Here is a 14462-nt window from a genome sequence, read left to right as displayed (position 1 = left end):
ATGTTCGAACCGCAGGCATGGATGTTGCTGCTGTTGCTGCTGGGCCTGTTCGCCGGTCTTGCCACCGGCTATCCGGTCGCCTTCGTGCTGGGCGGCGTCGCCCTGCTTTCGGCCGGCGCCGGCATGGCGCTGGGACTGTTCGACGCCAGTTTCCTGGAAGCCTTCCCCAATCGCGTGTTCGGCGTGATGACCAACGAAACCCTGGTCGCCGTGCCGCTGTTCGTGTTCATGGGCGTGATGCTGGAACGATCGCGCATTGCCGAATCCCTGCTCGAGGCGGTGGCCGGCCTGTTCGGCCGCAAACGCGGCGGCCTGGTGGTGGCGGTGCTGCTGGTGGGCGCGGTGCTGGCGGCCTCCACCGGCATCGTTGGCGCGACGGTGGTGGCGATGGGGCTGATTTCGCTGCCGACCATGCTGCGCAATGGCTATTGCCCGCGACTGGCCAGCGGCGCGATCTGCGCCTCGGGCACGCTCGGCCAGGTCATCCCGCCGTCGATCGTGCTGGTGCTGCTGGGCGACCAGCTGGGCAACGCCTACCAGCAGGCGCAGCTGCAGCAGGGCGTGTTCGCGCCGGACACGGTGTCGGTGGGCGACCTGTTCGCCGGCGCCCTGGTGCCGGGGCTGCTGCTGGTCGCGCTGTACCTGGGCTACGCGCTGTGGGTGGCCTGGCGCCAGCCGGAACGGGCGCCGGCGCTGCGCGACGTCAAGGCGCGGTCCCTGGGGCAGCTGCTCAAGGCCATCGTGCCACCGCTGGCGCTGATCGGCCTGGTGTTGGGTGCCATCCTCGGCGGCTTCGCGACACCGACCGAGGCCGCCGCGGTCGGCGCCGTCGGCGCCACCGTGTTCGCGGCGCTGTACGGCCAGCTCGATCGCAAGCGCCTGGCCGAGGTGGCGACGCAAACGGTGAAGGTGACGGCGATGGTGTTCGCCATCCTGGTCGGCGCGGCGCTGTTTTCACTGGTGTTTCGCGGTTACGGCGGCGACGACCTGGTGCATTCGGCGCTCACCACGCTGCCGGGCGGCACCTGGGGTGCCATCGTGGCGGTGATGCTGCTGATGTTCCTGCTGGGCTTCGTGCTTGATTTCATCGAAATCGTTTTCGTGGTGGTGCCGATCGTCGGCCCGGTGCTGCTGGCGTTGGGCGTCGACCCGGTGTGGCTGGGCGTGATGATGGCCATCAACCTGCAAACCAGCTTCCTGACGCCGCCGTTCGGATTCGCCTTGTTCTACCTGCGCGGCGTCGCGCCCCCGGAACTGCGCACCAGCGACATCTACCGGGGCGCAGTGCCCTTCATCGGCCTGCAGCTGCTGATGCTGGCGGCGGTCGCGGCCTTCCCCTGGCTGGCCACCGGCCTGCCCGATTTCCTCTACAAGTGAGCCCCATGGACGCAGTCCGCATCAGTGACGATCCCGCCGACGTCGACCTGGACGTCGTGCACGACTTCCTCAGCACCCAGGCCTACTGGTGCCTGGGCATCCCGCGCGACGTGGTCGCCCGGGCGGTAGGCCATTCCCTGTGTTTCAGCGCCTGGGTGGACGGTCGCCAGGTCGGCTTCGCCCGCATCGCCGGCGACCGCGCGACCTTCGGCTACCTGGCCGACGTGTTCGTGCTGCAGGCATATCGGGGCCGCGGCATTTCCAAGGCGCTGGTGGCGGCGGCGATGGCCCATCCCGAAACCACCGGCCTGCGGCGGATCATGCTGGCCACCCGCGACGCGCACTCGCTGTACGCGGGTTTTGGCTTCACCGCGCCCGCCCGGCCCGAGAGCCTGATGGAACGCTACCAGCCGGACATCTACCGCCGGGCTCAGGCCGGCGGCTGACGGACCTGGCCGGCGGTCGCCGGCAGCCCCTGCAGGTGCCGCCACAGGGCCTGTACTTCCACGTCGCTCATGCGGCCGTAGCTGCGCCAGGGCATGAACGGATGCACGTCGCCGCCGTCGGGGCGCTTGCCCTCGCGCAGCACGCGGACGAAATCGGCCTCCGACCAGTCCTGCAGGCCGGTCGCGTGGGCCGTGAGGTTGGGCGCCGGCGGCAATTCCGGGGGCGTGCCGGGCACGCGCTGGCCGGTCCAGGCCATGCCGTGGCAGCCGGTGCAGACCTGGGCCAGGTAGGCGCCGTATTCGGCCGTCGGCCCCTCGGGCGGCGCGCTGCGCGTGCGCGGCGAATGGTCGATGTCGGCCGCCGGCGTCAGGTGGAACTTGCCCATCAGGGTCAGCAGGCGCCCCAGGGGCCGGATTTCGGTCGTGCCCGGGTTGTTCTGCAGCGGCGGCAGCGCCTGCAGGTAGGCGACCAGCGCAGCGGTGTCCTCGTCGGAGAGGTTCATGAAATCGGTCGAGGGCATCACGCGCAGTGCGCGACCGTCGGGGCCGACGCCGTGGCGGATGGCGGCGGCGATGGCGTCGGCATCGTAGCGGCCGGCCAGTGCCGCCGGGGTCAGGTTGGGTGCCACCACGTAGGCCACCGGGCCGCCGTCGATGAAGACCATGCCGCGTCCGCCCTGGCCATGGCATTCGACGCAGCCGGCAACGGTGTACAGGTGCTCGCCGCGCGCCCGCTCGGCCGCATCCCCGCGCAGGCGCAGGGGGGGGTCGTCGACCGCATAGGTACGGGCCAGGTCGGCCTCGGTCTTTGCCCAGGCCACCGCAAAAACGCCGGCGACCAGCACCAACAGCGAAACGACCAGCCAGGCCGCCGCACGCAACCACTTACGCATGACACATCCACCTTGATCTTTCTGGTGGGGTGAAATTACGCAAGACGGGGCGGCCGGCGGCCGTCCCACAGGTCATGTCCGTTCAGCCGCCGTTTGCCCGGACACCGCCCGGGCGCCCGGTCAGCCGCGGGTGGCGTAGTAGGCCTCTTCCGAGACGGCGTGCCAGGCCTTGGCCTGGGCCTGGAAGGCGCGCATGGAGTCGAGCGCGCGCCGGGCCAGCGGGTCGGCGGCGGCGGCTTCCTCGAGCACCTTGTCCGAAGCGCGGCGCAGGGCCAGCAGCACGTCGTCGGGCAGCTGGCGCAGCTGCACCTCGTGCTCTCGCACCAGGCGGTCCAGGGCCTGCTGGTTGCGGGCGGTGTATTCGGCCAGCATCGCGTCGTTCACGGCGCGGCAGCAGACGTCGACGATGTCCCTGAGGTCCTGCGGCAGGGTTTCCCAGGCAGCCTTGTTGATCATGCACTCGAGCGTCGGGCCGGGCTCCTGCCAACCCGGGTAATAGCAGTACTTGGCGGCGCGGTGCAGGCCGAAGGCGAGATCGTTGTAGGGGCCGACCCACTCCGCGGCGTCGATCGCGCCGGTTTGCAGCGAGCTGAAGATCTCGGCACCGGGCAGGTTCACCGGCGTCGCGCCGACACGGGCCATCACTTCGCCGCCCAGGCCCGGGATACGCATCTTCAGGCCCTGCAGGTCGGCCAGCGAATCGATCGGTTTGCGGAACCAACCGGCCATCTGCACGCCGGTATTGCCGGCCGGGAACGGCACCAGGCCGAAGTGTGCGTACAGCTCGCGCCAGATTTCCAGGCCGCCGCCTTCGTAAAGCCAGCCGTTCATTTCCTGGGCGTTGAGCCCGAACGGCACCGCGCAGAAGAACGGCGCGGCCGCGGCCTTGCCCTTCCAGTAGTAGCTGGCCGAATGCCCCATCTCGGCGGTCCCGCGGCCAACGGCGTCGAAGACTTCGAAGGCCGGCACCAGCTCACCGGCGCCATACACCTTGATCGTGAGGCGACCGCCGCTGGCGGCGGTGATCATCGCGGCGAGCTTGGCCGCGCCGGTGCCCAGGCCGGGGAAATTGGTGGGCCAGGACGTGACCATCTTCCACTGCAGGCGCTCGGTGGAGGCGGTGGCACCCGCATCGGCGGCGCCTTCCGGCTTCGCGCCACAGGCGGCCAGGCCGGTGGCGACGGCGGCCAGGCCGGCACCGCGCAGGAGTTCACGTCTTTTCATTCCGATCCCCGGGTGGCTGCGTTTGCGTCGTCGCGAAGTATGCCGTTTTTGTGGGAGGGACTTCAGTCCCGAAGCTTTTCGGGACTGAAGTCCCTCCCACAGGAGGTTGGCGTCAGGCGGGCTGGAGGTTGGCGTAGCCCAGGACCAGCCACTTGGCGCCGCCGGTTTCGAAGTTCACCTGGACGCGGGCGTGGGATCCGCTGCCTTCGGCGTCCATGACCACGCCGACGCCGAAGCTGGGGTGCACGACGCGCTGGCCCAGGCGCAGGGCCGGGCCGGCCGACGTCTGCAGTGCCTCGGCGCGCGGCGGGCCGAAGCCGGTCGGACGACTGACCTGCACCTTCGGCCGGACTTCACGCAGCAAGGCCTGGGGAATCTCGCGCAGGAAACGCGAGGGCGTGCCCAGCATCTCCATGCCGTGCAGGCGGCGCGATTCGGCATAACAGAGCGACAGCTTCTGGCGGGCGCGCGTGAGCCCGACGTAGGCCAGGCGACGCTCTTCTTCCAGGCGCCCGGTTTCCTCCAGCGAACGGCCGCTGGGGAACAGGCCCTCTTCCATGCCCACCAGGAACACCTGCGGGAACTCCAGGCCCTTGGCGCTGTGCAGCGTCATCAGCTGCACGCCGTCCTCGCCGGCCTCGGCCTGGCCTTCGCCGGCTTCGAGCGCGGCGTAGCCGAGGAAGGCGACGAGATCGGACATGCCGGCCAGTTCCTCGTCGTCCGGGCGCTCGAAGCGGCTGGCCACGGAAACCAGCTCGTCGAGGTTGTCCACGCGCGAATCGAGCTGGCCGCGCGACTCGCCTTCGTAGTGCACCCGCAGGCCCGAGGTGGTGATGACGTGGTCGAACTGCTCGTGCAGCGGGGCATCGTGGATGTCCGCTTCCAGGCCATCCATGAGGTCCGCGAAACCACGCAGCGCATTGCGGGCGCGCCCGGCCAGGCCACTGCCGTCCGCCGACAGGGCCTGTGCGGCGGCGAACAGCGGCAGTGCGTTTTCACGCGCATGCCGGCGCACTTCGTCCAGGGTTTTGCCACCGATGCCGCGCGGCGGCGTGTTGACCGCGCGCTCGAAGGCGGCGTCGTCGGCGCGGTTGGCGACCAGGCGCAGGTAGGCCAGTGCGTCCTTGATTTCCATGCGCTCGAAGAAGCGTTGGCCGCCGTAGACGCGATAGGGCAGGCCGGCCTGCACGAGCTGTTCTTCCATCGCCCGGGACTGGGCGTTGGACCGGTAGAGCACGGCGTTGTCGCCGGCGCTGCCGCCGTCGCGGATCCAGGCCTGGATGCGTTCGACGACGAAACGCGCCTCGTCCACTTCGTTGTAGGCGGCGAACAGGTCGATCGCGTCGCCTTCGCTGTCGGCGGTCCAGAGTTGCTTGCCGACGCGCTCGGGATTGTGGGCGATCACGGCATTGGCGGCGGCCAGGATGTTGCCGGTCGAGCGGTAGTTCTGCTCGAGCTTGATCGTGCGCGCCCCGGGGTAGTCGCGCAGGAAACGCTGCACGTTCTCGACCTTGGCGCCGCGCCAGCCGTAGATGGCCTGGTCGTCGTCGCCGACCACGAATACTTCGCCGGTGTCGCCGGCCAGCACGCGCACGAAGGCGTACTGGATCGAGTTGGTGTCCTGGAACTCGTCCACCAGCAGGTGCCGGAAGCGCTGCTGGTAGTGGTGCAGCAGCGGCGGGTGCTGCAGCCACAGTTCGTGCGCGCGCAGCAGCAGTTCGGCGAAGTCGACCAGGCCGGCGCGCTGGCAGCGCTCTTCGTAGGCCTCGTACACGCGCTGCATGGTCTGGCCGTAGAAGTCGCCGCCAGCCGGCTGGATGTGTTTCGGGCGCCGGCCTTCGTCCTTCTGTGCGTTGATCCACCAGGCCATCTGACGCGGCGGAAAGCGGCCGTCGTCGAGGTCGAGGTCGGCGCCGATGCGCTTGAGCAGGCGTACCTGGTCGTCCTGGTCGAGCACCTGGAAGGATTCGGGCAGGCTCGCTTCCTGCCAGTGCAGGCGCAGCAGGCGATGGGCCAGGCCGTGGAAGGTGCCGATCCACATGCCGCGGCTGCCGTGGCGCAGCAGGGCTTCGACGCGACCGCGCATTTCGGCGGCGGCCTTGTTGGTGAAGGTGACCGCCAACACGCCGTGCGCCGGCACGCCAACGACTTCGTTCAGCCAACCGATGCGGTGGGTCAGTACCCGGGTCTTGCCGGAACCGGCGCCGGCGAGCACCAGCAGGTGGCCGGGCGGGGCCGAAACCGCCTCGCGCTGGGCGGGATTGAGGTCGTCAAGCAGGTGGGAAACATCCATGGCGCCATTGTACCGGCGCCAATCGATCCCCTGTGGGAGGGACTTCAGTCCCGATGCTCCTGGGCAAGAACCATCGGGACTGAAGTCCCTCCCACAGGGGTGCCCCGGTCAGTGCTTCTTGCTCGCCGCGGTGGACTGCGACATCAGCTTGTCGGTCCAGGCGATGCCGATGGCCGAGATGATGAAGGCCATGTGGATGATCGTCTGCCACATCACGCCCACGGCCGTCACCGAGGTGCAGCCCTTGTCCTTGGAACCGATCTCGGCCATGAGGCGGACCGCCTCGATGCCTTCCTGGCTGCTGCACAGCGGCACGCCGCCCAGCGCGCCGGCCTCGATGAAGGTCTTGAGCAGGTGGATCGAGCTGATGCCGATGATGGCCATCGCCAGTTTCACCTTCAGCACCGAGGCATTGACGTGGCTCAGCCACTCGGGCTGGTCCGGGTGGCCCTGCAGGTTCAGGCGGGAAACAAAGGTCTCGTAGCCGCCGACGATCACCATCACCAGCAGGTTGGAGATCATGACCACGTCGATCAGGCCCAGCACCAACAGCATGATCCCCATCTCGGTGAGGATGTTGGCGTCCAGGATCAGGTGCGAGAGTTCCTTCATGAACAGGAACACGTAGACGCACTGCGCCAGGATCAGGCCCAGGTACAGCGGCAGCTGCAGCCAGCGTGAAGCAAAGATCAGCGTGGACAGCGGGCCGAGCTTCGGCGCGCCGGTGGGAACGACGTTGGACATGGGTTTCCTTCGGTTATTTCTTGCTGGCGACGCCGATCACGACGGCTACCGCGCCGGCACCGAGCAGGATCCAGCCCAGGTTGATCGGCGGGGATTTTTCCTTGGTGACGCTCAGTTCGATCGGACCAAGCTCAGCCGTTTCCTTGCTGTCGTACCGGAACACGCCTGCGGTGATCAGGCCACCGACGACAAGAAGGATGGCGCCGAGTACGAGAAGTGGCGTGCGCATGAGGATTCTCCAAGGGGCCCGGGACGGGCCGGGCAAGGTTAGCCCCTGTGCCGCCGGCCGCCAAGCGCCTTCAGGCCAGGCTGACGCCGGGCAGCGACAGGACGTAGTCGGCCCCCATCAGCTGGGACGGCGTATGGAAGCCCGGCGCCGGTGCCGGCTCCACCAACAGCCGCTGGACGATGCCCAGGGACGCGGTGACGGTGAGCTCGTAGCCGTTGGGCGTGCGCAGCTGGCGCGCCAGCTCGGCGCCCTGGCCGTCGCGGACTTCGCCCCAGACGACGCAGTCGGTCTTGCCGCGGGTGGCGTCGGAAGGTCCCCGGACCTTCTTTTCCACCTGCCGCTTGAGCAGCGACTGCACCGGCCCCAGGCCCAGCAGCGGCCCGAGCAGGCGCAGGCGGCGCAGCTTGATGGCGGTCGAAGGTGGCACGCCCATGTAGACCTCGACGTCCGGGATGCCGGTCGAGAGGTAGGCGGTGTAGACATCACCCCAGGGAATGGTCATCGCGAAGCGTTTTTCGCCGTCGCGTTCGAAGGTCCGGGTTTTCCAGGCCAGGGGGACGCGCCTGAGTTCGCCGCCGATGCGGGCGCGCCCGCCTTTGCCCAGGCCTTCGACGCTGGTCTTGGCGGTGCCCGGGCTGGGACCACCGCCGGCTTCGAAGGCCAGCACCAACGAGGTGGCCGAGGGCAGGTCGCGCTTGAGCATGGCCGCCAGGCAGTCGGTGGGCACGACGTCGAAACCAGCGCCCGGCATGACCACGATGCCTTTCTGCCGGGCCTGCGCATCGCGCGAGTGGCAATGGGCGAAGACGTCGATTTCGCCGGTGATGTCCAGGTAGTGAGCACCCACGTCCAGGCACGCATCGAGCATCGGCGCGCTGGTGGCCGAAAACGGGCCGGCGCAGTGCAGCACCAGGCCGATGCCATTGAGTCCGGTGCGCAGCGCCGTCGGGTTGTCCAGGGTGAAGGCGCGCACGGGCAGCCCGTGCTGCTGCGCCAGCGGCTCCAGTGCCGCCGCGTTGCGGCCGGCCAGCACCGGGCGCAGGCCGCGCCGCACGGCTTCTTCCACCACCATCTTGCCGGTATAGCCGTTGGCGCCGTAGATCATCCAGTCCATGTCAGGTCCCATTGTCCATTGCATTGGCGCGGGCCTTGGCCTTGGCCAGCTTCAGGAGCTGCTTGAAATAGGTTTCGGGGAGCCAGCGCTTGAGGCGCCAGCGCATCGGCTCGCGCGCCGTCGGCAGTACCAGGAACTCACCGCGCTCGACCGCCGCGAAACTGCGATCGGCAACGCCATCGAGGGTGTCGGGCGAGATGTCCATCATCTTGCTGGCGAAGGATTTCAGCCGGGGGTCGCCCTGCCAGCTTTCGAGCAGGTTGGTGCGGAAGAAAGCCGGGCACAGCACGCTGACCCGGATGCCCTTGTCCTGGAGTTCGGCGCGCAGCTGTTCGCTGAGCGCCACCACGGCGGCCTTCGAGACCCCGTAGCTCATGATGCTGGGCGCGCCGGCCAGGCCGGCGAAGCTGGCGGTGTTGATGACCTGGCCGCTGCCGGCGGCGATCATGCCGGGCAGGAACAGGCGGCAACCGCGCACCACGCTGAGCACGTTCACGTCCAGCACGTTCTGCCATTCGGCCATGGTGGTGTCGACCATGGCGCCGCCGGTGGCGATGCCGGCGTTGTTGACCAGCACGTCCAGGCCGCCCCATTCGCTGGCGATGCGCTCGTGCACCTGTTCCATCGCGTCATCGCTGCCGACGTTGGCGGACATCGCCAGGTGGCCTTCGCCAGCCAGCGAGGCACGCGTGAGCTCGGCGCGGGCGGCGTCGATGTCGACGCAGGCGACCCTGTCGCCCGCGCGGGCGTAGCGATGGGCAAGTGCCTGCCCGAGCCCGCTGCCCGCACCTGTTATCAAGACCCGCCGCTGCCGCATCGTGTGGCTCCCGTGTGCCCGGCCCCGGAGGGGGGCTGTGCTAGATTCCCGAGCATATCAATCCCGCCGTTAACCTCTCGTCCCGGAGCCTACTTGACCGACCCCCTGTTCGACCTGAGCGGGCGCACTGCCCTGGTAAGTGGCGCCTCGCGTGGCATCGGCGAGGCCATCGCGCACCTGTTGGCGGCGCACGGCGCCCACGTGATCTGCACCAGCCGCAAGCTCGACGGCTGTGAAGCCGTGGCCGGCGCCATCCGGGAGGCCGGCGGCTCGGCCGAGGCGCATGCGGTGCACGTCGGCGACACGGCGGCGATCGAGGCGCTGTTCGAAACCCTCGACGGCGCCGGCAAGCGCGTGGACATCCTGGTCAACAACGCGGCCGCCAATCCCTACTTCGGCCCGGCGGTGGACATGACGCTCGATGCCTATGAAAAAACCGTCGAGGTGAACCTGCGCGGCTACTTCTGGACCACGGTCCAGGCCGCGCGCCGCATGAAGGACCACGGCGGCGCCATCGTCAACGTCGCGTCGGTCAACGCCAAACGCGCGGCGCCGGGCCAGCTGGTGTATTCGATGACCAAGGCCGGCATCGTCAACATGACCGAGGGCTTCGCCAAGGAACTGGCGCCCTCGGGCGTGCGCGTGAACGCGGTGCTGCCGGGACTTACCGACACGAAGTTCGCCTCCGCGCTGACCTCCAACCCCAGGATCATGGACGCCATGCTGCGGCTGATCCCGCTGGCGCGCGTCGCCCAGCCGGGGGAAATCGCCCCGGCGGTGCTGTTCCTCGCGTCCCCCGCTGCTTCCTACCTGACCGGCGTCGCCCTGCCGGTGGATGGCGGCTACCTCGCCTGAGGAGGCCTGAATGATCGACCTGCACTACTGGCCGACGCCCAACGGCCACAAGATCACCCTGTTGCTCGAGGAAACCGGGCTGGACTACCGGATCGTGCCGGTGAACATCGGCGCCGGCGACCAGTTCAAGCCGGACTTCCTCGCCATTTCGCCCAACAACCGCATGCCGGCTATCGTCGACCGTGCGCCGGCCGACGGCGGCGAGCCATTGAGCGTGTTCGAGTCGGGCGCGATCCTGGTTTACCTTGCGGAAAAAACCGGCCAACTGCTGCCCTCCGCGGCGCGCGAACGCAAGACGGTGCTTGAGTGGCTGAACTGGCAAATGGGTGGCTTCGGGCCGATGCTCGGCCAGAACCATCATTTCAGCCGCTATGCGACGGAGAAGATCCCGTACGCGATCGATCGCTACCAGCGCGAAACGAACCGGCTCTACGGCGTGCTCGACCGCCACCTGGCCGGCCAGGCGTTCATCGCCGGCGATGCGCTGTCGATCGCCGACCTGGCCTGCCACCCCTGGGCCCATGCCCACGCCTGGCACCACGTCGACCTGGCCGACTTCCCCGAGGTAAGGCGCTGGCACGAAACACTCGCCGCCCGCCCCGCCTTCGTACGCGCCTATGCCATCGAAGAAAACTACCAACGACCCACCGAAATGTCCGAACAGGCGCGCAAGCACCTGTTCGGCCCCACGCCCTGACCTCCGCCATGAAAACCCTGCTGCTTCTCGCCGCCATGACCCTCGCCCCCGCCGCCAACGCCGACAAGCTCTCACTCGAGGCCATCACCGGCGACAAGCCGCTGTCCGGGCCGAGCCTGATGAAGCCGGCGATCTCGCCCGATGGCCAGCGCGTCACCTTCCTGCGCGGCAAGGACGAGGACCGCTTCCAGCTCGACCTCTGGGAATACGACGTCGGCAGCGGCGAGACCCGCCTGCTGGTCGATTCGAAGGTCGTGCTACCGGGCGACGAGATTCTTTCGGACGAAGAAAAGGCCCGGCGCGAACGCCAGCGCATCGCCGCCTTCAGCGGCATCGTCGACTACCAGTGGGCACCCGACTCGGCATCGCTGCTGTTCCCGCTGGGCGGCGAGCTCTACCTTTATGATCTCGGCGACGACGTTGCCGACCCCGTGCGCAAGCTCACCTCGGGCACCGGCTTCGCCACCGACCCGAAGGTTTCGCCGGGCGGTCGCTATGTCGGCTTCGTGCGCGACCGCAACCTGTGGCTGGTGGACCTGGCCAGCGGCCGGGAGCTGCAGCTCACCGACGACGGCAGCGACACCATCGGCAATGGCGTCGCCGAATTCGTCGCCGACGAGGAAATGGACCGGCACACCGGCTATTGGTTCGCGCCGGACGATTCGGCGGTGGCCTTCACCCGCATCGACGAGTCGCGGGTGCCGGTGCAAAAGCGCCACGAGATGTACGCCGACCGCACCGAGGTCGTGGAACAGTTCTATCCGGCCGCCGGCGATCCGAACGTGCTGATCAGCCTGCACGTGGCCGACCTGGCCTCGCTGCGCCCGGGCAAGCCCGGCGTCGATCGGCCGTCAGCGCTGCGCGTCAGCGGGATCGACCTGGGACCGGAAACCGACATCTACCTGCCGCGGGTGCAATGGCGCTCGCCGGGCGTGCTCACCTTTCAGCGGCAGTCACGCGACCAGCGCAAGCTCGAGCTGATCGAAGCCACGCTCGCCACCGGCAGGCAGCGCGTGTTGGTCACCGAGACCAGCGACACCTGGGTGCCGCTGCACCACGGTCTTCGCTTCCTGCCCGACGACACCTTCCTGTGGATCTCCGAGCGCAAGGGCTTCGAACATCTGCAGCTGCACGCCGCCGATGGCGAGCTGCTCCGCCCGCTGACCAAGGGTGAGTGGACCGTGGACGCCCTGCTTGGCGTCGATGCCGATGCCGGCCTGGCCTACGTCGCCGGCACCCTGGAGTCAGCGCTGGAGAAGCACGTGTATGCCGTGCCGCTCGACGGCGGCGACTGGCGCAAGCTGAGCCAGGCGCCGGGCATGCACGAGGCCACGTTCAGCGCCAACGCGGCCGTGTTCGTCGATACCTGGTCCAACACCACCACGCCGCCCCAAACCGAGCTTTACCGGGCGGACGGCGAAAAACTGGCGACCCTGGTGGACAACGATCTTTCCGACCCCGCACATCCTTATGCCCCCTACCGCGCCGCCCACCGGCCGGTGGAGTTCGGCACCCTGGCGGCCGCGGACGGCACGCCCCTGCACTACAGCCTGATCAAGCCGGACGGTTTCGACCCGGCGAAAAAATACCCGGTGGTGGTCTACGTCTACGGCGGCCCTGCGATTCAAACCGTCACCCGCGCCTGGCCCGGCCGCGCGGACCACTTCTTCAACCAGTACCTCGCGCAGAACGGCTACGTGGTGTTCTCGCTGGACAACCGCGGCACCCCGCGGCGCGGCGCTCGCTTCGGCGGCGCGCTTTACGGCCGGCAGGGCACAGTGGAAGTCGAAGACCAGCTGGCCGGCGTCGCCTTTCTGCGCGAACAGGCCTGGGTGGATCCGGCACGTATCGGCGTGCATGGCTGGTCCAACGGCGGCTACATGACGCTGATGCTGCTGGCCAAGGCTTCCGACCACTACGCCTGCGGCGTCGCCGGCGCACCGGTCACCGACTGGGGGCTGTACGACACCCACTACACCGAGCGCTACATGGACCACCCGGAAGCCAACCCGGACGGCTATCGCGAGGCCTCGGTGTTCACCCACCTCGACGGGCTGCGCTCGAAGTTGCTGCTGGTGCACGGCATGGCCGACGACAACGTGCTTTTCAGCAACTCGACCAAGCTGATGTCGGAACTGCAAAAGCGCGGCACGCCCTTCGAACTGATGACCTACCCGGGCGCGAAACACGGCCTGCAGGGCGCGGACGCCTTGCATCGCTATCGCGTGGCCGAAGCATTCCTGGACCGCTGCCTGAAGTAGATCCCTGTGGGAGGGACTTCAGTCCCGAAGCCTTTCGGGACTGAAGTCCCTCCCACAGAAGGCGCGCCTAGCGGCCCAGGGTGACCATGGCCGGGGCGTGGTCGCTGGGGCGCTCCCAGGTGCGCGGTTCGCGGTCGATTTCGGCGCCGGTGCAGGCTTCGCGCAGCGCGTCGGAAACCAGGCACAGGTCGATGCGCAGGCCCAGGTTCCGACGGAAGCCGGCGGCGCGGTAATCCCACCAGCTGAAGACACCGGCTTCGTCGTTGTGCAGCCGGAAGCTGTCGTGCAGGCCCAGGTCGGTCAATCGCTTCAGCGCCGCGCGTTCGGCGCTGGACGTGAGGATGTGGTCGTCGTTCCAGACCGCCGGGTCGTGCACGTCGCGTTCGTCGGGCGCGATGTTGAAGTCGCCCATCACCACCAGCTTCGGGTGCGCCTTGATCTCTTCGGCCAGCCAGGCGTGCACCGCGTCGAGCCAGCGCAGCTTGTAGTCGTACTTTTCGGTTCCGACGTCCTGGCCGTTCACCACGTACAGGTTGACGATGCGCAGGTCGCCCACCGTCGCGGCGATCACCCGCTTCTGTTCGTCCGCGAAACCCGGGATGCCCATCACGCAGCTGGCTTCATCGATCGGCTGGCGCGACAGGATCGCGACGCCGTTGTAGGTCTTCTGGCCGCTGAAGACGCTGCGATAGCCCAGCCCGGCCAGCACCGAATCCGGGAAGCGTGGATCCTCGAGCTTGGTTTCCTGCAGGCCGACGATGTCGGGCTGGCGAAGCTTGAGCCACTCTTCCAGGTGCGGCAGGCGCACGTTGAGCGAGTTGACGTTCCAGCTGGCGAGCGTGGTCTTGTCCATGGCGCGAATGCTAACCGTTCGCGCGCCTCGCGGCGAAGGCTTGACCCGGGTCAAGGCCTGCGCCGACGATCGGTGCAGTCTTGGGGGACCCGACACCCCGGAGTCCGGTCATGCCCAGCCACCGTCCACGTTATGCCCCGTCCCGACGCGCCCTGCACTGGAGCATCTTCGTACTGATGGTGCTCGCCTACGTGTTCATAGAGGGACGCGAGAACTTCGAACGCGGCAGTGCCGCGCGCCTGGCCATGGTGCAGGCGCACTTCTGGGTCGGCTTGTCGATCCTTGCCTTGATGCTGCCGCGGCTGCTGCTGGCTTTCTCGCGACCGGCGCCGGCGGTCTCGCCGCCGCTGCCGGCCTGGCAGGCGTTTCCGGCCAAGGCGATGCACCTGCTCCTTTACGCCATGCTGGTGGCGCAGCCAGTGCTCGGCCTGCTGACGGCCTGGACCGATGGCAAGGACATCCTCCTGCCCTTCACCCAGATCGCCCTGCCGGCCTTGCTGGCGCCGGACGCGTCGCTCGCCCACGACTTCGAAGACGTGCATGAGCTGGTGGGCACGGCCTTCTACTGGGTGGTTGGTCTTCATGTCGCCGCCGCGCTGTACCATCACTTCTTCCGCCGCGACGACACCTTGCGGCGCATGACCTGAGCCGGAGATTCC

General features: G+C 68.4%; 14 protein-coding genes. 6 read left to right on the top strand and 8 right to left on the bottom strand.

The features are described 5' to 3' along the window. Together N788_RS10010 and N788_RS10005 are read left to right on the top strand one after the other, a co-directional pair. Complete coding sequence (locus N788_RS10010) at positions 1 to 1377, top strand: TRAP transporter large permease (RefSeq protein WP_034224451.1); 1377 nt, start codon at positions 1 to 3, stop codon at positions 1375 to 1377. After that, positions 1374 to 1823, top strand: coding sequence for a GNAT family N-acetyltransferase (locus tag N788_RS10005; protein ID WP_211250706.1), 450 nt, complete (start codon positions 1374 to 1376; stop codon positions 1821 to 1823). Before N788_RS10010 ends, N788_RS10005 begins: the two co-directional genes overlap by 4 nt. Here N788_RS10005 and N788_RS10000 read toward each other — a convergent pair. The 7 genes from N788_RS10000 to N788_RS09970 all read right to left on the bottom strand — a co-directional run bounded on the left by N788_RS10000 (position 1808) and on the right by N788_RS09970 (position 9119). Then, on the bottom strand, positions 1808 to 2716 hold the full coding sequence (locus tag N788_RS10000; RefSeq protein ID WP_034224447.1) for a c-type cytochrome: 909 nt from the start codon (positions 2714 to 2716) through the stop codon (positions 1808 to 1810). The two genes, N788_RS10005 and N788_RS10000, sit on opposite strands and share 16 nt — an antisense overlap. Positions 2717 to 2836: 120 nt before the next feature. Next, entirely contained in the window at positions 2837 to 3940 is a 1104-nt protein-coding gene (locus N788_RS09995) for a TRAP transporter substrate-binding protein (protein ID WP_034224445.1), read from the bottom strand. A 112-nt stretch (positions 3941 to 4052) separates the two neighbouring features. Next, positions 4053 to 6233 (bottom strand): DNA helicase II, encoded by a 2181-nt coding sequence (gene uvrD / locus N788_RS09990; protein ID WP_034224442.1) that lies wholly within the window; start codon positions 6231 to 6233, stop codon positions 4053 to 4055. Positions 6234 to 6341: 108 nt separating this feature from the next. Beyond that, on the bottom strand, positions 6342 to 6977 hold the full coding sequence (locus N788_RS09985) for a TIGR00645 family protein (protein WP_034224438.1): 636 nt from the start codon (positions 6975 to 6977) through the stop codon (positions 6342 to 6344). A gap of 13 nt (positions 6978 to 6990) precedes the next feature. After that, a complete protein-coding gene (locus N788_RS09980; protein ID WP_034224435.1) occupies positions 6991 to 7206 on the bottom strand; it encodes a hypothetical protein in 216 nt (71 codons plus the stop codon). Between the two features lie 70 nt (positions 7207 to 7276). Continuing rightward, positions 7277 to 8320 carry a saccharopine dehydrogenase family protein gene (locus N788_RS09975; protein WP_051924550.1) on the bottom strand — a complete coding sequence of 348 codons (1044 nt, stop codon included), beginning with the start codon at positions 8318 to 8320 and terminating at the stop codon, positions 7277 to 7279. Position 8321: 1 nt separating this feature from the next. Then, positions 8322 to 9119 carry an SDR family NAD(P)-dependent oxidoreductase gene (locus N788_RS09970; RefSeq protein WP_051924549.1) on the bottom strand — a complete coding sequence of 266 codons (798 nt, stop codon included), beginning with the start codon at positions 9117 to 9119 and terminating at the stop codon, positions 8322 to 8324. 111 nt (positions 9120 to 9230) lie between these two features. On the opposite strand from N788_RS09970, the gene N788_RS09965 reads away from it, so the two are divergent. The 3 genes from N788_RS09965 to N788_RS09955 are packed head-to-tail and all read left to right on the top strand — an operon-like array spanning position 9231 to position 12950. Then, positions 9231 to 9992: a glucose 1-dehydrogenase gene (locus tag N788_RS09965; RefSeq protein WP_034224426.1), complete on the top strand. Its 762-nt coding sequence runs from the start codon at positions 9231 to 9233 to the stop codon at positions 9990 to 9992. A 10-nt stretch (positions 9993 to 10002) separates the two neighbouring features. Then, positions 10003 to 10689, top strand: coding sequence for a glutathione binding-like protein (locus N788_RS09960; protein ID WP_034224423.1), 687 nt, complete (start codon positions 10003 to 10005; stop codon positions 10687 to 10689). Between the two features lie 8 nt (positions 10690 to 10697). Next, complete coding sequence (locus tag N788_RS09955; protein ID WP_034224421.1) at positions 10698 to 12950, top strand: S9 family peptidase; 2253 nt, start codon at positions 10698 to 10700, stop codon at positions 12948 to 12950. Between the two features lie 67 nt (positions 12951 to 13017). On the opposite strand, the gene xth is transcribed toward N788_RS09955, so the two are convergent. Further along, the gene (xth, locus tag N788_RS09950) at positions 13018 to 13803 is read right to left on the bottom strand and encodes an exodeoxyribonuclease III (RefSeq protein WP_034224417.1); all 786 of its coding nucleotides are present in this window, start codon (positions 13801 to 13803) and stop codon (positions 13018 to 13020) included. Positions 13804 to 13913: 110 nt separating this feature from the next. On the opposite strand from xth, the gene N788_RS09945 reads away from it, so the two are divergent. Then, entirely contained in the window at positions 13914 to 14450 is a 537-nt protein-coding gene (locus tag N788_RS09945; RefSeq protein ID WP_034224414.1) for a cytochrome b, read from the top strand. The last annotated feature ends 12 nt before the right edge of the window (positions 14451 to 14462 follow it).

The organism is Arenimonas donghaensis DSM 18148 = HO3-R19, from assembly GCF_000743535.1.
Lineage (GTDB): Bacteria > Pseudomonadota > Gammaproteobacteria > Xanthomonadales > Xanthomonadaceae > Arenimonas > Arenimonas donghaensis.
This window is presented reverse-complemented; position numbering and strand designations above follow the sequence as displayed.